This window comes from Gilliamella sp., assembly GCF_024104075.1.
Lineage (GTDB): Bacteria > Pseudomonadota > Gammaproteobacteria > Enterobacterales > Orbaceae > Gilliamella > Gilliamella bombi.
Genome location: NZ_JAGGHR010000021.1, coordinates 1 through 18232, shown reverse-complemented (window position 1 = coordinate 18232; position 18232 = coordinate 1). Strand labels below are relative to the sequence as shown.

The following is an 18232-nucleotide window of genomic DNA, read 5'->3' as shown; positions in this document are numbered from 1 at the left end:
ATCTACTGGTACTTATTAGTAAATTGATTAGAATAACAATTATCAAATAACAAGGAGGACATTATGCCTTTACTAGACAGTTTTAAAGTTGATCACACAAAAATGAAAGCACCCTTTGTGCGAATTGCAAAAACAATGGTGACCCCAAAAGGTGACAGCATTACTGTGTTTGATCTACGCTTTACCATTCCAAATAAAAACAACCTTCCAGAAAAAGGAATTCATACATTAGAACATTTATTTGCTGGTTTTATGCGCGATCATCTTAACAGTGATAAAGTTGAAATAATCGATATTTCACCAATGGGATGTCGTACAGGCTTTTATATGAGCTTAATTGGTAATCCTAATGAGGCATTAGTTGTCGATGCATGGCTAAAATCAATGCATAACGTATTAAATGTTAAATCACAAAATCAGATTCCTGAATTGAATGAGTATCAATGTGGTACCTATAAAATGCACTCATTAGATGAAGCTAAGGCCATTGCTGAACAAATTATAAAATCTGGCATTAGCATATGCCATAATGATGAAATCGCATTAACTGATGAGCAACTTGCCCAAATTAATAATCACTAGGAGGTATCTATGCCTAATGTCGTTATAGACTTTTTAGAAGGTCGCACTGTAGAGCAAAAAAGAGAAATGGCAAAACGGGTAACTAATGCCATCGTTGAAACCCTTAACTGTAAACCAGAAGCAGTACAAATCATAATGCACGAATTATCTAAAGATCAGATTGCTAATGGTGGTGTACTACGCAGCGATAAAAATTGATTTCAAAGGTGCCAAACAATTGACAATTATCACATAAACCTAAATTAAAATTTTTCTCTTATTATCAAGTAATAAAAACTCAAAATAATATTTTCTATTTTGAGTTTTTATTTAAACATTTTTACTATTTTGGATAAATTCAATTACAAACCAATAAGTTCTCTTAGTTAACTTAAATTTTTAGTGATTGCAATTATAGTGATGCAAATGAAGTAAGTGTCCCATTTTATTTGCTTTTGTTTCTAGATAATGCTCATTGTTTGGATTTCCACCAACTTCCAATGGCACCCGTTGTATAATTTTAATTCCTGATTGTTCAAGCACTCGTATTTTCTCGGGATTGTTGGTTAATAAGCGAATTTGTGATACACCTAATAAAGTTAGCATATCTGCGCATAGAGTGAAATCGCGTTCGTCTGCTGCAAACCCCAATTGCTCATTAGCTTCAACCGTGTCCAAGCCTTGATCTTGTAGCGCATAAGCTCTGATTTTATTCAATAAACCAATATTACGTCCTTCTTGCCGGTGATAAATTAAAATCCCTTTACCCTCCTTTGCAATTTGTTTTAAGGCTGCTTCTAACTGAAAACCACAATCACAGCGTAAGCTAAAAAGCGCATCGCCTGTTAAGCATTCAGAATGAATTCTTGTGAGAACTGGTGTATCGCCAGATATATCACCAAATACTAATGCGGCATGATCCTTTTTTGTTGCAATTTCTTCAAATCCAACAATAATGAAACACCCCCAAGGCGTCGGCAATTTCGCTTGTGCAACACGTTTTAATTGCATTATTATCTCCGTTTTCAATAACGATAAATAAGATTTTATAAAAATAAATTTATCTTCTATGCTAAAATATTAAGCAAAAGCAATTTATACTTAATTGAGTTTATAAATGAGGTTAGTAATAAAAAAAACAATAGTCTTATTGGCTATTTTCTTAGCTGTTCCTTTTACTATTATAGCCATAAATTGGCATTGGCAACCAGCAACCTTAAATAATACATCTAAATGTTTATTTTTAATAACTGAAACAGCAAGTTTTCCTTGGGGAATTATCACCTCAACAATTTTATTCATTGTATTTTGTCTGCTATTACCCCAAAAAACAAAAAAAAGAATCATATTATTATGGTTGCTTCTTGTGAGTGCAATATTAAGTGGGCAAATAATTAAAAGCTTTTTAAAATCACAAACCGCTGAATCACGGCCTTATGTACTTTGGATGGCTCAGGAATATAATATTAGTGATCAACAATTTTATTCGAAATCACGTTCAGAAAGAAAAGAAATTATTCATCAATTATTTAACAATTCATCAACAATCCCCAGTTGGTTATCAAGCCACTGGCAAAATGAAACGGGATATGCTTTTCCTTCTGGGCATACCTTGTTAGCTGTAACTTGGGCACTATTGGCCTTAATATTACTAAAATTTAGACAGCATTATGTGATAGTATCTTCTATCATTATTTGGTCAATATTAATTGAATTAAGCCGGTTATTATTAGGCATGCATAGTCCTATTGATCTAATAACAAGTATATTAATCGCATGGATAATCTCATTAATTTGCTATTTTTATGCTAGAAAATGGCATATAGTAGACAAATGATTATTAAATATTTTGAGAAAGTGACATTTACAACAAACAATATTATTTTTAGGCAATACAGTTAATAATCTAACTAGCCAAATGCAAAAAGAAATTATAAGAATAGAAGAGTATAATAAACGAAAGAGTTTAACTAAAACAAAAAAAAGAAAGGTCAACATTATGAAATTTGTTATATCAATTTTATTGATAATTATCATCTTTGCCATCTCAATAGCAATAGGATCGGCTAATGATCAAATAGTAACCTTCAATTATTTGGTAGCTAAAACTGAAACCCGCTTATCAGTCTTATTAGCTATTTTATTTGGTTCGGGGTTTATTGTTGGTTGGATATTAACCGGCATTTTCTTTCTAAAATCTAAATTACAGCACTCATCAACAAAACGTAAACTAAATAAATTACAAAAAAAATATGATGAAGGCATGGCTAATAACCAGCAAATAAACACAACTAAAACTAATTAAGAATAGGTTACTATGTTTGAACTGTTATTTTTGTTACTTCCTATTGCCGCCGCATACGGTTGGTATATGGGTGACAGAAATGCAAAACAGAAACATCTAAATCAATCTAATCGACTATCTCGTGAATATGTTGATGGTTTGAATTTTCTTTTATCAAATCAAAAAGACAAAGCTGTCGATCTTTTCTTAGACATGTTAAAAGAAGACGATGGCACACTTGAGGCCCATTTAACTTTGGGCAATTTATTCCGCTCTCGGGGTGAAGTTGATCGTGCTATCCGCATTCATCAAGCGCTATTAGAAAGTTCATCTTTAACATTCGAACAGAGACTATTAGCTATTCAACAACTAGGTCGAGATTACATGGTTGCAGGATTTTACGATCGTGCTGAAGAGACATTTTTACAATTAATTGATGAAGAAGACTTTCAACAACATGCATTACAACAACTTATCATCATATATCAATCAACCAGTGAATGGATAAATGCCATCAACATGGCAACTAAATTGGTCAAACTTGGTAATGTAAAATACAAAACCGATATTGCACAATTTTATTGTGAATTGGCGTCAATAGCGATTGATAATGATGATCTCGATAAAGCCAATAGCCTATTACAAAAATCAGCAATGGCAGACACTAAATGTGCTCGTACTTCACTCATGTTGGGGCAAGTTCTTATGCAACAAAACAAAACTGAGCAAGCTATCAAATCTTTTCAGCAAATATTACAGCAGGACAAAGCTTTTATTGGCGAAGCATTACCTGCATTAAAAGAGTGTTACCTAAAGCTAAATAATCAATATGAATTTCAAGAATTTTTACAAATATGTGTCGATCAAGATACAGGTAATGTTGCTGAATTAATGCTTGCTGATGTTATCGAAAAAGAAAAAGGTCTAGACACTGCACAATACTATATGTATCGAGAATTACTGAAACACCCTAATTTAAAAGGTTTTTATCGATTAATGAACTATCATGTTGCTGATGCAGAACAAGGTAAAGCTAAAGAAAGCCTTTTACTTTTACGCAACATGGTTGGCGAACAAATAAAAGCGGTACCCAATTATCGATGCCAAAAATGTGGATTCACAGTTAACTCACTCTACTGGTTATGCCCTGCTTGCCGTTCATGGTCAACAATAAAACCTGTTCGTGATTTTGAACAACATTAAGATAAATAAAGAAGAGATTTTTATGTTTTTAATTGATTCTCACTGTCATTTAGATAGTTTAGACTTTAGTACTAAATCCATCAAAGATGTTTTACAAGAAGCTATCAACAATAGCGTTAAACATTGCCTAAGCGTGGCAACAACACTATCTGGCTATGAATCGATGAAACATAAGCTTACACCTTATCAAACTCAATGCTCTTTCTCATGTGGGATTCATCCACTTAATCTTGATGACGAAACCTACGATGCTGAACGCTTTCAAACCTTAGCACAAGAAGATAATGTCATTGCCCTTGGTGAAACAGGACTTGATTATTACTACCAACAAGACAACTTAGAACTACAACAAACTATATTTAAAGAACATATCCGATTAGGGCGAAAGCTAAGCAAACCCATTATTGTCCATACACGTAATGCTAAAGAAGACACTTTAAGAATTTTAAAAGAAGAGCATGTCCACTCTGGTGTTTTGCACTGTTTTACAGAAGATATCGAAACAGCAAAACAACTATTGGATCTTGGTTTTTATATTTCCTTTTCAGGGATTATCACCTTTAAAAATGCCGTGGCCTTACGCGAAGTTGCTAAATATGTTCCACTTGATCGTATTTTGGTCGAAACTGACTCACCTTATCTTGCCCCCGTGCCATATCGAGGTAAAGAAAACCAACCAGCGTATGTTCGTGTAGTTGCGCAATATTTATCTGCTTTAAAAGGTGTTTCTTTAGAGGATATAGCCCAAAAAACCACCCATAATTTTTGCCAGTTATTCAATCTTCAAGGAAAATTAAATGAATTATAAATTAACTATTGATTGGGATGATTTTTTAACAAACTATTGGCAAAAAAAACCGGTAATCTTACACAAAGCATTTGTTAATTTTATTGATCCCATAACACCAGACGAACTAGCTGGTTTAGCGATGGAAGAAGAAATTGATAGCCGAATTGTTTCTAATAAAGATGGTGTTTGGGATGCTAAATTCGGACCATTTACTCAATACGATAACTTAGGTGAAGATCATTGGAGTTTGCTAGTACAAGCCGTTGACCATTGGCATGAACAAGCAGCGACCTTACTTAAACCTTTTAAATGCCTTCCACAATGGCAATTTGATGATCTAATGATTTCTTACGCAACCCAAGGCGCTGGAGTTGGACCTCATATTGATAATTATGATGTATTTATTATTCAAGGCATGGGTAGCAGGCGTTGGCAAGTAGGCAATGGCGATCCAAATTATAAACAATTTAATGCACACAAAGCATTATTACATGTCGAAGAATATCAACCAATCATTGACGAAGAGCTCACCACAGGCGACATTCTATACATTCCAACAGGTTGTCCGCATAATGGTATATCCATTGGAGAATCATTAAGTTATTCCGTTGGCTTTATGACACAAACATCACAACAACTATTAAGTAGCTTTGCTGATTATGTCATTGATAACCTACCAATTAGTGTTTATTATCAAGATCCAGATTTAAAGCTACCTAATGATCCCCATCGCGTTCAACCTTATGAACTAACAAAAGCACAAAATCAAATTATCGACCTAATCAAAACACCTACATTATTTAACGATTGGTTTGGCAAATACATTACTCTACCAATGCACGATCTAAATATTGTACCAGTTGAACCACCATACAATTATGAAGAATTTGAATCATTACTAGAAGCTGGTGCAGAGCTGCACCGTGTACTAAGCATTCGAATCTTTAAAGTAGGTGATTTTGGCTATATTCATGGTGAAAAAATTGAGTTATCAATGCCTATTATAGATCTACTTTGTGAAAATGAAACACTTAATTACGAACAGTTGCAGGATAAAAACACACTTAAAGTCATGCTTGATCTTGTCAACAAAGGTTATTGGCACTTTGCTGAAGATTAAATAAATCAACTGCCGATAACAAAATCGGCAGATAAAACGACTGTTTAGGGCATTAAGCTTGGCTTTTTACTAGTTTTAAGTATATACTTGCCCCGCTTTAATTTACCCTCCGTTTAATCACAAATTAAACATCATAAAACGCAAATTTTAAGTAACATCTATTTTTAAAAACTAGAGGTATACATGAACACTGAAGCAAACACAGCCTTGCAAGCAGAAAGTGAAAACGAACACACAACCCCGTATCAAAAAAGAACCCTTTTTGCATCCACTGTCGGTTACGCACTTGATGGCATGGATATGATGATTTTAGGTGTATGTTTTAGTCTAATCTCGACCAGCTTTAATCTAACTAAAGCTGATTTAGGAACCTTAACATCAGTAACCTTACTTGGTGCCGTATTAGGCGGTATTTTATTTGGTATCCTTGCCGATAAATATGGTCGAGTAAGAGTCTTTTCATGGACTATTTTAATATTTTCTCTTTTCACAGGGTTATGTGCAATTTCACCTAACTATGAATGCTTTTTAATTTTTCGCTTTTTAAGTGGACTTGGTCTTGGTGGTGAATTTGGAATTGGTATGACTCTAGTTTCAGAAAGCTGGCCTAAAAATAAACGTTCAAGAGCAACATCCATTGTTGCATTAGGCTTTCAAGCTGGTATCATTTTAGCCGCATTAACCGTTAATTTTATTGGTGAAATTTATGGTTGGCGCTGGGCTTTTGCCATGGGGGTACTACCAGCTCTATTTGTTGCTTGGACACGTAAAGGTCTAAAAGAACCAGAAATCTGGCAAAATTTGAAAGCTCAAAACAAAAATAAAATTGCCATTGGCAAATTATTTAAAAATTCTCGAACCGTAGCAACTACAATAGGGTTAACTATTGCCTGTGCAGTACAAAATTTTGGTTTTTATGGGCTCATGGTTTGGATGCCAAATATGATTGCAACTGAACTCAAATTGCCATTCAAAAATACAATGTTCTGGACCATTTCAACAACAATTGGTATGTCATTAGGGATCTTAATTTTTGGTTGGTTATGTGATAAATTTGGTCGCCGTCCTTCTTATATCCTATTTTTATTCGTTTCGGCAGTTTCAATTTGGTTTTATTTTCATCAAACTGATATGTTTATATTAATCATATTTGGTTCAGCAATTGGCTTTTTTGTAAATGGCATGATGGGCGGATATGGTGCATTGCTTGCTGAACATTACCCAACAGATGCCCGTTCAAGTGCTGAAAATATTATTTTCAATGTAGGTCGAGGAATTGCAGGAATATCGCAAGTTTTAATTGCATATTTAGCTACTGTTTATTCAATTAGCTACGCATTAGCTTTACTGTCTGCTGCTTATTTATTATCAGCGGCTGCATTTGTATTTTTAATACCCGAAACAAAAGGTAAAGAACTAGAATAACTCAAAAAAAACAGGGTAAATCACCCTGTTTTATATCACATTAATAAATTATATCAAAAATTAAAACAAACTACTTTAGTTAGCAGTACAAGAAGCTGGCGTCAATTTAACACTAAATAATTGCTCATCATTTATATAATAATTATGACTAACACCATTTGGGAATGCATCCCTAAGTTGTTTAACTTGTGAGCTATTACTACAATAAAGTGTTTTTAGACTTTCTGTCGTCATTTTTTGAGTATCAGGAATTGATACCTCATCTTTTGAACTATCAATTACATATTTATAATTAATTAAATCATTATCTTTAGTTATATCAATCAAATTAGTTTTTGCATCAACTTTAACTGGAAGCATTTTTTTTGCTTCGTTAATAATAGTTTCTTGCAAACGACTTAATTCAGTATTTTTTGAAGAATCACCAACAGCTTTATTAGCATCAGATTTTGAATTATCACAACTACAAAGAACCAAGCTTATCAAAATTGCTGACACTGTTTTTAAACTTTTCATTATTATTCCTTTGAGTAAATTTTATAAATTACATATCGACCACTTATTTAAAAAGTGGTCGATAAATTGTAAAATATCAGTGAGAAAAGTACATAAAAAATTTACAATTTAAAACAAAAAGTAAGCTTTAATAAGCCCCCACCCATTTAGTGCTGATGGTTTCTAGTATTTTTTAAGTTGATTAATGGTTATTTAGAATCACAATCACTCGGTTTCAAATCAAACGACATAATTTTCTCATTTTCAAGATAATAATTATGACTTACTCCATTTGGGAATATGAGTTTCAACGCTTCAACATTTGGGTCATTACCACAATATAAAGTAACTATCGTGTTTAATACAGATTGCTGATTTTGCTTTAGCAATATCACATCTTTAGGCAAACCTTTTATAATATATTTATAAATAAGTTTATTGTTATCTTTTGATATGTCATTGAACATCGTAAATTTATCAATCACAATGGGTAACTTTTCTTTTATACCTGCAACAACCGAATCTTGAGCAAAACTATAATCACCATCTTTTTGCTCATTAAATTCTTTAATTTTTTCAGGTGTTGATTGAGCAATAATATTTTGTCCTCTTTCAACAATATCCATATTCTCTTGAATACCAGTTCGCTGAGTACCTATAACTTTTGCTTCTGAATTGTTAAAACCAAATAATATTATCCCCATTAACATCACAAATGTTACTTTCATGCCTTTCATATTCAATCCTACCTAAGCTAATTCATCACTACTTGATATCTTTTAAAAGATAAAACTATAAAAATACAAAAACAGTAATAATAATATTAATTAACCTTTAAAAGAGCTGTAAATGAACACTATTAAGAAAGAGCGTCCAAAATAAAAAGGGCTTCAATCAGCCCTTTTATATTAATAAAATTTAACTAGTTATTCAAATTAATAAAAATATATTTAATCATCATCATCACAATCACTTGGTTTTACATCTACTGAAAATACCTTATCGTCATTGATATAATAATTATGGTTAGCTCCTCTAGGGAATACTAATCTTAAAGTCTTCATGCTAGAATCATCACCACAATAAAACGCAACCAATTTATCCTGTAAATTTTTTTGATTAGTTTTAGCCTGTAATGCATCTTTAGTGATATTATTCACAATATATTTATAATTAATTGCATTGCTATCTGACGATACATCAACTAAAGTTACACTCGAATCAATTGTTGCAGGTAATTTTGTTTTAATCGCCTTGATCATCAAACCTTGAGCAACATTATAATTACCTTCTTCAATCTTATTAAGCATCTCATCTTTTTCTGATTTTGTTTGTTCATACAAATCTTTAGCTTTATCACTAATTGCTGAGCTTACTTGCTTAACTTGGTCTTCAATTTTTGCATTTAATTGGCTAGCCTTATCACCAATTTCTGAGCTTAATTGATTGGCTTTATCGCTAATTTCTGCACCTGTTTGATTGGCCTTGTCACTTACTTCTGAACTTGTTTGTTTGGCTTGTTGTTCAATATCATCAGTTTTTGATTTTGAATTATCACAATTGACTAAAAAAAGCCCTAACACTACTAAAGTGATCATTTTAAAAAGTTTCATTTTTATTCCTTTTTTATTTAATTTTTTAACTACCATGAATTAACTCATAATAACCATTTTATTATAAAAGTTAATTTTATCTAATGTTAATAGTAAAAGAGTTTAAATAAACTCTTTTACTATAACAAATATCAATTAGTTAATATGCATACCACCTGTAACACCATAAGTTTCGCCAGTTGTATAACTTGATTCTTCAGATGCTAAGTGCACATAAACACCAGCAAGTTCAACAGGTTGACCAGCTCGTTGTAAAGGAGTTTGTTTACCAAATTCAGGAATAGCGTCACTTGGTTGACCTCCACAAATTTGTAATGGAGTCCAAACTGGACCTGGGGCAACAGAATTTACACGAATACCTTTATGACCTAATTGTTTAGCTAATCCACGTGTAAATGCAATAATAGCTGTTTTAGTTGAAGCATAATCTAATAAATTACTGCTAGGTTGATAAGCCTGAACAGATGAAGTTGTAATAATGGTTGATCCTGGTTTTAAGTAACCTAAAGCCGCTTTAGTTAACCAAAAAAGCGAAAACACATTAACTTCAAAGGTTTTCTTAATTTGCTCGGTAGTAAGTTCCATAATATCTTCAACAGCAACCTGCTTACCAGCAACCAATGTCAAATTATCCAATCCACCTAATTGATGGTGTGCCTCTTCAACTAATTTTTTACAAAAAGTCTCGTCACTCAAATCACCGGGGATCAATACAGCTTTGCGCCCAGCCGCTTGAATAACCTTAGCAACATCTTCCGCGTCTTTTTGCTCGAAAGGAAGGTAATTTATTGCTACATCAGCACCTTCTTTAGCATAAGCAATCGCTGCCGCCCGACCAATACCAGAATCGCCACCAGTAACAAGCATTTTACGTCCTTCTAAGCGGCCATGGCCTTGATAGCTTTTTTCTCCACAATCAGGAATTGGATTCATTTCGCACTGTAAAGCTGGTGCAACTTGTGTTTGTTTTGGGAACTTATCATGATGATATTTGGTAAGTGGATTATAGATTTGTTTGCTCATAATTTTCTCCTAAGTTAAACATGTATTTGAAAACAAATTCGATATAACTTAAATGAAATCAATTAATAATCACAAAATCCTATTGATAAACCTATTTTAATCTTTAAAATAACTAATTAATTCAATAAATTATATTTACTGACAACAAAAATTAGAATATTCTTTTTTAAACTTAATAGCATTGCTCAATATCATCCCCAAAGATTTTTAAACAAACAAAAAAGTGAGGCTAATAATAAACAAAGGCGGCTTTCTATGATTGGCTTGGTGAGGTCATTGAAATTAGTAAAGCCGAAACCTTAAATATTGCATAATCTTGCACTGAACTAAGTGTATCAAATTAACATATACGAAGCTAGTAAAAGAAAATTTAAAAAACAGATTGCTTTTATTTACAACATATTGATTTTAGATAAATTATTATGATTTTTTTATTATTTATATCGTAGTGATAGTTAACACCATTTAGAAAATTTTTTAAGCTCATTCATCTCATTACTATTTTCACAATATGCGTTAAGTAATTTTTGAAGGATTGGATCATTGACTGAACTTTGAGAATCATTAAGATCACCATTTTCCCAATCTGCGGTAGATGTATCTTGTGAAGTTTTTTAGCGTTATCAAAGTTTATTAAAACCAATTTAAAAATAACAAAAATAATTAGTTGCAATATTTTCATACTGATATCTTTTTTTAAATATTTGATATTTCTTTATATTACTTATATTTATTTTTTATACACTGACATTGCAAAAACATCAGACCAAACTATTAAAACCGATATTTTTATACTAAAACACAGTGTTTCCTGAAACTTTTTCACAAACTATTTGTGCTAAATAGCAAAAGCAATAAAAAACTGTTGCACTTTTTTTAAAAACGAGTATTTTGTTAAAAATATTTTAAAAAATGATAAAAATTTAATCATCCAACATTATGAAATTTTTACTCAAAATCGTCCTCATCAATATTATTGTCAGCGTGGTCATTATTCCTGCGCGGGGGCGTTTTTGAATAAAAAATATGTTTATACATAAATCAGAAAACCCCCGCTCCCAAAAAGCGGGGGTTTTTTTATGGTTAATGGATAGGTAAAGTACAAGCGAGGAATAAATGTTAGGAACACAGTGGATAGTAAAAACCTTAAAAGAAAAAGGCGTAACCATCGTTTTTGGATATCCTGGTGGACAAATTATGCCTCTATACGATGCACTTTATGACGGGGGTATTGAACATGTACTATGTCGTCATGAACAAGGTGCTGCCATGGCGGCTATTGGTTATGCTCGTGCAACAGGAAAAACTGGTGTTTGCATTGCCACCTCGGGTCCTGGTGCAACAAATATCATTACAGGTCTTGCTGATGCTTTGATTGATTCAGTGCCGATTGTTGCTATAACTGGTCAAGTACCAACCAAGCTTATTGGTACAGATGCTTTTCAAGAAGTTGATGTTTTGGGATTATCTCTAGCTTGCACCAAACACAGTTATTTAATCGATGATGCACACGATTTACCCAATATATTAGAAGAGGCGTTTAACTTAGCTAATTCGGGAAGACCTGGACCAATATTAATTGATGTTCCCAAAGATATACAGCTTGCAAACCTAGATTATCATAACTATTTAACACCATCCTCATTAAAAATTACACAGAATAAAACTCAACTATACCCAATCTTGCCTGATGATATAAAACAAGCCAAACAAATGATCACCCAAGCCCAAAAACCAATGCTTTACATTGGTGGAGGTGTTGGGCTTTCAGGCGCAATATCCGAACTTAGAAACTTTATGGAATTAACACAAATTCCAAGTGTATCAACATTAAAAGGGCTTGGTGTTGCCGATATTAATAATCCCTATTATTTAGGATTAGTGGGCATGCATGGAGCAAAAGCAGCCAATTTAGCAGTGCAAGAGTGTGACCTACTAATTGCCCTAGGAGTACGATTTGATGACAGGGTTACCGGCAATCTTAATGAATTTGCACGACATGCTAAAGTACTTCATATTGATATCGATCAAGCTGAAATCAACAAATTACGCCAAAGCCATTTAGGATTACAAGGCGATATAAAGCAAGTTTTACCACGAATAAATCAATCAGTTTCAATTGATAAATGGCATAAAAAAATTAATCAATTAAAAGCACAACATCCAACTCGTTATGATCACCCCGGTGAAGCTATTTATGCGCCAACTTTATTAAAAACTATCTCTGAGCGAAAATCAGCCAATACTATTGTCACTACTGATGTTGGACAACATCAAATGTGGACAGCACAACATATGCGCTTTAACCACCCTCAAAACTTTATTACATCAAGTGGACTTGGCACAATGGGATTTGGTTTACCATCGGCCGTTGGCGCACAGATGGCAAGACCCAATGACTGTGTAATTTGTGTATCAGGTGATGGATCTTTCATGATGAATGTCCAAGAATTAGCCACTATAAAACGTAAAAAATTGCCAATAAAAATCGTATTAATTGATAACCAACGCCTAGGTATGGTTCGCCAATGGCAAGAATTATTTTTTAACGAAAGATACAGCGAAACAAATTTATCAGATAATCCCGACTTTTTAATGCTAGCTAAAGCATTTGATATACCTGGGCAAACTATCAACAAAAAGTCACAAATCGATACTGCGCTCGATAACCTTTTTAATTCAAAAGGTGCTTATCTTTTACATGTATGCATAGATGAATTAGAAAACGTATGGCCACTGGTACCACCTGGAGCAGCAAACGAAAACATGCTAGATAGAAGTTGTGAGGAGTAAGCAATGAACGAACAAACACAATACCAATTAGTCATAAAAGCTTATGACAAATTGGGGGCACTTGAACGTATATTACGGGTTATCCGTCATCGGGGTGGTTATATTAAATCAATGCAAATGCAAACAGTTGAAAACAACATACTAATTATGACATTAATATTAACCACCGAAAGAGCGTTTTCGACACTACAAAATCAAGTAGCAAAATTAGAAGATGTAATAGTAATTGAGTAATAATAATCTCAAACAACTTATTATTAAATAATAACTTAAATCAAAGATGGCAAACAATTTAACAGTTAAATAAACAAATAAGTGTAGTATAATGCTTGACCGTTAAAACAAAAATACCGAAAGCAAAGTACATGCTTAACAAATTGAAAAATAAAGAGGGAAACAAAATGAGTTCTACAGCAAAATCTGATTATATTTGGTTGAATGGTGACATGATTCCATGGGCAGATGCAAAAGTTCATGTAATGTCACATGCTTTACATTATGGAACTTCAGTATTTGAAGGTGTACGTTGTTATGACACCCATAAAGGTCCTGCCATTTTTCGCCACAAAGAACATGCACAACGGCTGTTAAATTCAGCAAAAATTTATCGTTTCCCTGTACCTTATTCTCTTGATGAAATCATGGAAGCTACACGTCAAACCATTAAAAAAAATAATTTAAAAAGCGCTTATATTCGCCCATTAGTCTTTATTGGTGATGTGGGTATGGGCGTTAACCCACGTGAGGGTTATAAAACCGATGTTATGATAGCTGCATTTCCATGGGGGGCTTATCTAGGCGAAGAAGCATTAGACCAAGGTATTGATGCAATGGTCTCATCTTGGCATCGCGTTGCATCAAATACAATTCCTGCCACTGCTAAAGCTGGTGGTAACTATTTATCATCATTATTAATTGGTTCTGAAGCGAGAGCAAATGGCTTCCAAGAAGGTATTGCGTTAGATGTTCATGGTCACTTATCTGAAGGTGCTGGTGAAAATCTCTTTATTATTAAAGATGGCATTTTATACACTCCGGTTTTATCGTCATCGGCGCTACCTGGTATTACACGTGATGCAGTATTAACGCTAGCACGTGATATTGGTATTGAAGTGCGAGAACAAACACTATCACGCGAATCACTTTATCTGGCAGATGAAGTCTTTATGACAGGTACTGCAGCTGAAATCACACCTGTGCGCAGTGTTGACCGCATCCAAGTTGGCATTGGCCGTTGTGGTCCAATCACCAAACAAATCCAACAAACATTCTTTGGTTTATTTAATGGTAAAACTGAAGATAAATATGGTTGGTTAGATCTTGTTAAATAATAAATAAAATCAAAAATCCGCCAACTATGTTGGCGGATGACTTTTTAACTTGGTGATTAATATTAAAAACTACAAACCGTTAAACACGGTTACTTGCATAAAATTGGGAGCAGGAAATGCCTAAATATCGTTCAGCAACCTCGATCGAGGGTAGAAACATGGCTGGTGCCCGCGCATTATGGCGTGCAACTGGCGTTAAAAATGAAGACTTTGGTAAACCCATCATTGCGGTGGTTAACTCATTCACACAATTTGTACCAGGACATGTCCACTTAAAAGACATTGGACAACTAGTTGCCAAACAAATTGAAGCATCGGGTGGCATTGCCAAAGAGTTCAATACAATCGCAGTTGATGATGGTATTGCCATGGGACATGGTGGAATGCTTTACTCACTTCCTTCAAGAGAACTCATTGCTGATTCTGTCGAGTATATGGTTAATGCACACTGTGCCGACGCCATGATCTGTATTTCTAACTGCGACAAAATCACACCGGGAATGTTAATGGCTTCGCTTCGTTTAAATATCCCAACCATTTTTGTTTCAGGTGGACCGATGGAAGCAGGCAAAACCAAACTATCTGACCAAATCATTAAATTAGACTTAGTTGACGCAATGATTCAAAGTGCTAACCCAAATGTTAGCGATGAAGATAGCAAAACCATCGAAGAATCTGCCTGCCCTACTTGTGGTTCTTGCTCAGGCATGTTTACCGCTAACTCGATGAATTGTTTAACCGAAGCTTTAGGGCTTTCGCTGCCGGGCAATGGTTCACTTATTGCCACTCACAAACAACGTGAACAACTCTTTTTAAATGCAGCTAAACGCATTGTTGAAATCACCAAACGCTATTATGAACATGATGATGCATCTTACCTGCCTCGTTCAATTGCAACAAAAGCGGCATACGAAAATGCTATGTCATTAGACATTGCTATGGGGGGATCGACTAACACCGTATTACATTTGTTAGCCACCGCACAAGAAGGCGAAATCGACTTTACCATGTCAGATATAGATAGATTATCGCGAAAAGTCCCACATTTATGTAAAGTAGCGCCAAGTACAGCGCAATATCATATGGAAGATGTTCACCGAGCTGGTGGCGTTGTATCAATTATGTCAGAACTAGATAAAGCAGGATTACTAAATCGCAATGTTCACAACGTTCTAGGACTAACATTACAAGAAACTTTCACCAAATACGACATAACTCAAACTACCGACGAAGCAGTAAAAAAAATGTATCGTAGTGGACCTGCAGGCATTCGCACCACTAAAGCTTTTTCACAAGATTGCTATTGGGATTCACTTGACGATGACCGTGTAAATGGTTGTATTCGTGATAAAGCTCACGCCTATAGTCAAGACGGTGGACTTGCAACACTCTATGGTAATGTTGCACAAGATGGCGCAATTGTTAAGACCGCAGGCGTTGCTGCTGAAAATTTAATTTTCCGAGGTCCAGCAAAAGTATTTGAAAGCCAAGAAGATGCTGTTGATGGCATATTAGGAGGCAAAGTGGTTGAAGGTGATGTCGTTGTCATCATTTATGAAGGACCAAAAGGCGGACCGGGTATGCAAGAGATGCTCTACCCAACCAGTTATTTAAAATCCATGGGTCTAGGCAAAAAATGTGCATTGATAACAGATGGACGTTTTTCTGGTGGTTCCTCTGGCTTATCGATTGGTCATATTTCTCCTGAAGCAGCAAATGGCGGCGTTATAGGTCTTGTTCGTGATGGTGATATTATTGATATTGATATCCCAAATCGTAAATTAGTACTAGATGTCCCAACTTCTGAACTTGAACGTCGACGAGTTGCAGAACTAGAACGAGGTGAAAAAGCATTTACGCCTCATAATCGAGATCGTTACGTCTCATTTGCGCTTAAAGCTTACGCCAGTTTAGCAACAAGCGCAGACAAAGGTGCCGTACGAGATAAAAGTAAATTAGGTGGCTAATTGTGAAACAAGAAAATACTCAACTTACTGGTGCAGATTATTTAAAAGCAACGCTTTGTAGCGCCGTATACGATGTGGCAGAAGTAACTCCACTTGAAAAAATGGAAAAAATATCGGCAAGAATACACAATCAAGTTTTTGTCAAACGCGAAGACCGCCAACTCGTCCACAGCTTCAAAATCCGTGGAGCACAAGCCATGATAGCCAGCTTAAGTGAAGAAGAACGCAAATGCGGCGTTATTGCTGCGTCGGCTGGCAACCATGCGCAAGGAGTGGCTTTTTCGGCTACAAAATTAGGCATCAGTTCTTTAATTGTTATGCCACTAACAACTGCCGATATCAAAGTTGAAGCTGTAAAAAGTTTTGGTGGTGAAGTATTACTTTATGGTGCCAACTTTGACGAAGCCAAAGCCAAAGCAATGGAACTGGCTAAAGAACAAAATCGCATCTTTATTCCACCATTTGATCATCCATTAGTAATTGCTGGGCAAGGCAGTATTGCTATGGAACTATTACAACAAAATGCTAAACTCGACCGAATCTTTGTACCTGTTGGTGGTGGTGGGCTTGCCGCAGGCATTGCAGTATTAATCAAACAAATCATGCCATCAATCAAAGTTATTGCTGTTGAGCCTAAAGACTCAGCTTGCTTAAAAGCTGCATTAGATGCAGGTCACCCTGTTGATTTAGAGCGTGTTGGACTCTTTGCTGAAGGCGTTGCTGTCAAACGAATTGGCGATGAAACATTCAGACTTTGCCAACAATATATTGATGATATTATTACCGTGAATAGCGACGAAATTTGCGCGGCAGTGAAAGACTTATTTGACGATGTACGTGCAATAGCTGAACCATCTGGCGCAGTAGCATTAGCTGGACTAAAAAAATATGTCGATCAGCATAACATCTGTGGTGAAAAACTTGCTCATATACTGTCAGGCGCTAATTTAAACTTCCACAGCTTGCGCTATGTATCAGAACGCTGTGAATTAGGCGAAAAACGTGAAGCGCTATTAGCAGTCACCATTCCAGAAAAGAAAGGCAGTTTTTTAAGTTTCTGTCAGCTATTAGGTGGACGCGCAGTAACCGAATTTAATTACCGCTATCATGATGAAAAATCTGCTTGTATTTTTGTGGGAATAAAAATCTCGAAAAGTGAAGAAAAAGATGAAATTATGCAAGAACTTGCTGCTGCAAAATACCCTGTAGTGGATCTAACCGAAGACGAAATGGCAAAACTACATGTACGCTACATGATTGGTGGCAAACCTTGCAAACCGCTTCAAGAACAAGTATACAGTTTTGAGTTCCCTGAATCGCAAGGAGCGTTGCTTAAATTCTTACAAACGTTAGGGACTAATTGGAATATATCAATGTTCCACTATCGTAGCCACGGTACCGATTATGGGCGTGTACTTGCTGCGTTTGAAATCGACGAATCAACCCTTAACCAGTTTAATCAACACCTAACTGAACTCGATTATGGTTTCCACAACGAAACACATAATCCTTCGCTTAAACTGTTTTTAACTAATTAAGGTTAAAATTAGTAGGGCGTGTTGATCTTTCGTGATTATTTTTTAGACGGCATGATGTGAGTTATAATAATTCAGCAAAAAACAACCAT

Annotated in this window: 19 protein-coding genes; 13 read left to right on the top strand and 6 right to left on the bottom strand. The window is 34.8% G+C overall.

Going from position 1 to position 18232, the window contains the following annotated elements:
- The first annotated feature begins 63 nt into the window (after nucleotides 1-63).
- Together luxS and J6569_RS07685 are read left to right on the top strand one after the other, a co-directional pair.
- Nucleotides 64-582 carry an S-ribosylhomocysteine lyase gene (gene luxS, locus J6569_RS07690; protein WP_296300923.1) on the top strand — a complete coding sequence of 173 codons (519 nt, stop codon included), beginning with the start codon at nucleotides 64-66 and terminating at the stop codon, nucleotides 580-582.
- A 9-nt stretch (nucleotides 583-591) separates the two neighbouring features.
- Nucleotides 592-780, top strand: a complete 189-nt coding sequence (locus J6569_RS07685) for a 2-hydroxymuconate tautomerase (RefSeq protein WP_085165713.1) — start codon at nucleotides 592-594, stop codon at nucleotides 778-780.
- A gap of 180 nt (nucleotides 781-960) precedes the next feature.
- Here J6569_RS07685 and ribA read toward each other — a convergent pair whose 3' ends face one another.
- Both ribA and J6569_RS07675 read right to left on the bottom strand, forming a co-directional pair.
- Nucleotides 961-1572: a GTP cyclohydrolase II gene (gene ribA, locus J6569_RS07680; protein ID WP_034914165.1), complete on the bottom strand. Its 612-nt coding sequence runs from the start codon at nucleotides 1570-1572 to the stop codon at nucleotides 961-963.
- Between the two features lie 90 nt (nucleotides 1573-1662).
- Nucleotides 1663-1863: a hypothetical protein gene (locus J6569_RS07675; RefSeq protein WP_244178544.1), complete on the bottom strand. Its 201-nt coding sequence runs from the start codon at nucleotides 1861-1863 to the stop codon at nucleotides 1663-1665.
- 64 nt (nucleotides 1864-1927) lie between these two features.
- On the opposite strand from J6569_RS07675, the gene J6569_RS07670 reads away from it, so the two are divergent.
- The 6 genes from J6569_RS07670 to J6569_RS07645 all read left to right on the top strand — a co-directional run bounded on the left by J6569_RS07670 (nucleotide 1928) and on the right by J6569_RS07645 (nucleotide 7383).
- Nucleotides 1928-2398: a phosphatase PAP2 family protein gene (locus J6569_RS07670; protein ID WP_366940500.1), complete on the top strand. Its 471-nt coding sequence runs from the start codon at nucleotides 1928-1930 to the stop codon at nucleotides 2396-2398.
- A gap of 162 nt (nucleotides 2399-2560) precedes the next feature.
- Nucleotides 2561-2866 carry a LapA family protein gene (locus tag J6569_RS07665; RefSeq protein WP_034914045.1) on the top strand — a complete coding sequence of 102 codons (306 nt, stop codon included), beginning with the start codon at nucleotides 2561-2563 and terminating at the stop codon, nucleotides 2864-2866.
- A gap of 12 nt (nucleotides 2867-2878) precedes the next feature.
- Nucleotides 2879-4048: a lipopolysaccharide assembly protein LapB gene (lapB, locus tag J6569_RS07660; protein ID WP_296302621.1), complete on the top strand. Its 1170-nt coding sequence runs from the start codon at nucleotides 2879-2881 to the stop codon at nucleotides 4046-4048.
- A gap of 22 nt (nucleotides 4049-4070) precedes the next feature.
- Nucleotides 4071-4856 carry a YchF/TatD family DNA exonuclease gene (locus J6569_RS07655; RefSeq protein WP_296318172.1) on the top strand — a complete coding sequence of 262 codons (786 nt, stop codon included), beginning with the start codon at nucleotides 4071-4073 and terminating at the stop codon, nucleotides 4854-4856.
- Nucleotides 4846-5958, top strand: a complete 1113-nt coding sequence (locus J6569_RS07650; RefSeq protein WP_296318171.1) for a cupin domain-containing protein — start codon at nucleotides 4846-4848, stop codon at nucleotides 5956-5958. The genes J6569_RS07655 and J6569_RS07650 overlap by 11 nt, the downstream gene beginning before the upstream one ends.
- A 183-nt stretch (nucleotides 5959-6141) precedes the next feature.
- On the top strand, nucleotides 6142-7383 hold the full coding sequence (locus J6569_RS07645; protein ID WP_174799435.1) for an MFS transporter: 1242 nt from the start codon (nucleotides 6142-6144) through the stop codon (nucleotides 7381-7383).
- Between the two features lie 75 nt (nucleotides 7384-7458).
- On the opposite strand, the gene J6569_RS07640 is transcribed toward J6569_RS07645, so the two are convergent.
- The 4 genes from J6569_RS07640 to J6569_RS07625 form a co-directional block, all read right to left on the bottom strand.
- On the bottom strand, nucleotides 7459-7899 hold the full coding sequence (locus J6569_RS07640; protein WP_085165721.1) for a hypothetical protein: 441 nt from the start codon (nucleotides 7897-7899) through the stop codon (nucleotides 7459-7461).
- A gap of 188 nt (nucleotides 7900-8087) precedes the next feature.
- Entirely contained in the window at nucleotides 8088-8615 is a 528-nt protein-coding gene (locus J6569_RS07635) for a hypothetical protein (protein ID WP_296318170.1), read from the bottom strand.
- A 213-nt stretch (nucleotides 8616-8828) separates the two neighbouring features.
- Nucleotides 8829-9491, bottom strand: coding sequence for a hypothetical protein (locus J6569_RS07630; RefSeq protein ID WP_296300931.1), 663 nt, complete (start codon nucleotides 9489-9491; stop codon nucleotides 8829-8831).
- Between the two features lie 135 nt (nucleotides 9492-9626).
- The gene (locus tag J6569_RS07625; RefSeq protein WP_296300932.1) at nucleotides 9627-10514 is read right to left on the bottom strand and encodes an SDR family oxidoreductase; all 888 of its coding nucleotides are present in this window, start codon (nucleotides 10512-10514) and stop codon (nucleotides 9627-9629) included.
- A gap of 1116 nt (nucleotides 10515-11630) precedes the next feature.
- Here J6569_RS07625 and ilvG point away from each other — a divergent pair.
- The 5 genes from ilvG (at nucleotide 11631) to ilvA (ending at nucleotide 18143) form a co-directional block, all read left to right on the top strand.
- Complete coding sequence (gene ilvG / locus J6569_RS07620) at nucleotides 11631-13307, top strand: acetolactate synthase 2 catalytic subunit (protein WP_296318169.1); 1677 nt, start codon at nucleotides 11631-11633, stop codon at nucleotides 13305-13307.
- A 3-nt stretch (nucleotides 13308-13310) separates the two neighbouring features.
- Entirely contained in the window at nucleotides 13311-13541 is a 231-nt protein-coding gene (gene ilvM, locus J6569_RS07615) for an acetolactate synthase 2 small subunit (protein ID WP_065635496.1), read from the top strand.
- A 167-nt stretch (nucleotides 13542-13708) separates the two neighbouring features.
- A complete protein-coding gene (locus J6569_RS07610) occupies nucleotides 13709-14638 on the top strand; it encodes a branched-chain amino acid transaminase (RefSeq protein WP_296318168.1) in 930 nt (309 codons plus the stop codon).
- Nucleotides 14639-14754: 116 nt separating this feature from the next.
- Nucleotides 14755-16605: a dihydroxy-acid dehydratase gene (gene ilvD, locus J6569_RS07605; protein ID WP_174799429.1), complete on the top strand. Its 1851-nt coding sequence runs from the start codon at nucleotides 14755-14757 to the stop codon at nucleotides 16603-16605.
- A gap of 2 nt (nucleotides 16606-16607) precedes the next feature.
- Nucleotides 16608-18143 (top strand): threonine ammonia-lyase, biosynthetic, encoded by a 1536-nt coding sequence (gene ilvA, locus J6569_RS07600; protein ID WP_296300935.1) that lies wholly within the window; start codon nucleotides 16608-16610, stop codon nucleotides 18141-18143.
- Nucleotides 18144-18232 lie beyond the last annotated feature (89 nt).

Excerpts from the sequence above, each read along its gene's own strand:
- luxS (WP_296300923.1), top strand. The coding sequence starts at position 64 with ATGCCTTTACTAGACAGTTTTAAAGTTGATCACACAAAAATGAAAGCA.
- J6569_RS07685 (WP_085165713.1), top strand. The coding sequence starts at position 592 with ATGCCTAATGTCGTTATAGACTTTTTAGAAGGTCGCACTGTAGAGCAA.
- ribA (WP_034914165.1), bottom strand. The coding sequence starts at position 1,572 with ATGCAATTAAAACGTGTTGCACAAGCGAAATTGCCGACGCCTTGGGGG.
- J6569_RS07675 (WP_244178544.1), bottom strand. The coding sequence starts at position 1,863 with ATGAATAAAATTGTTGAGGTGATAATTCCCCAAGGAAAACTTGCTGTT.
- J6569_RS07665 (WP_034914045.1), top strand. The coding sequence starts at position 2,561 with ATGAAATTTGTTATATCAATTTTATTGATAATTATCATCTTTGCCATC.
- lapB (WP_296302621.1), top strand. The coding sequence starts at position 2,879 with ATGTTTGAACTGTTATTTTTGTTACTTCCTATTGCCGCCGCATACGGT.
- J6569_RS07655 (WP_296318172.1), top strand. The coding sequence starts at position 4,071 with ATGTTTTTAATTGATTCTCACTGTCATTTAGATAGTTTAGACTTTAGT.
- J6569_RS07650 (WP_296318171.1), top strand. The coding sequence starts at position 4,846 with ATGAATTATAAATTAACTATTGATTGGGATGATTTTTTAACAAACTAT.
- J6569_RS07645 (WP_174799435.1), top strand. The coding sequence starts at position 6,142 with ATGAACACTGAAGCAAACACAGCCTTGCAAGCAGAAAGTGAAAACGAA.
- J6569_RS07640 (WP_085165721.1), bottom strand. The coding sequence starts at position 7,899 with ATGAAAAGTTTAAAAACAGTGTCAGCAATTTTGATAAGCTTGGTTCTT.
- J6569_RS07635 (WP_296318170.1), bottom strand. The coding sequence starts at position 8,615 with ATGAAAGGCATGAAAGTAACATTTGTGATGTTAATGGGGATAATATTA.
- J6569_RS07630 (WP_296300931.1), bottom strand. The coding sequence starts at position 9,491 with ATGAAACTTTTTAAAATGATCACTTTAGTAGTGTTAGGGCTTTTTTTA.
- J6569_RS07625 (WP_296300932.1), bottom strand. The coding sequence starts at position 10,514 with ATGAGCAAACAAATCTATAATCCACTTACCAAATATCATCATGATAAG.
- ilvG (WP_296318169.1), top strand. The coding sequence starts at position 11,631 with ATGTTAGGAACACAGTGGATAGTAAAAACCTTAAAAGAAAAAGGCGTA.
- ilvM (WP_065635496.1), top strand. The coding sequence starts at position 13,311 with ATGAACGAACAAACACAATACCAATTAGTCATAAAAGCTTATGACAAA.
- J6569_RS07610 (WP_296318168.1), top strand. The coding sequence starts at position 13,709 with ATGAGTTCTACAGCAAAATCTGATTATATTTGGTTGAATGGTGACATG.
- ilvD (WP_174799429.1), top strand. The coding sequence starts at position 14,755 with ATGCCTAAATATCGTTCAGCAACCTCGATCGAGGGTAGAAACATGGCT.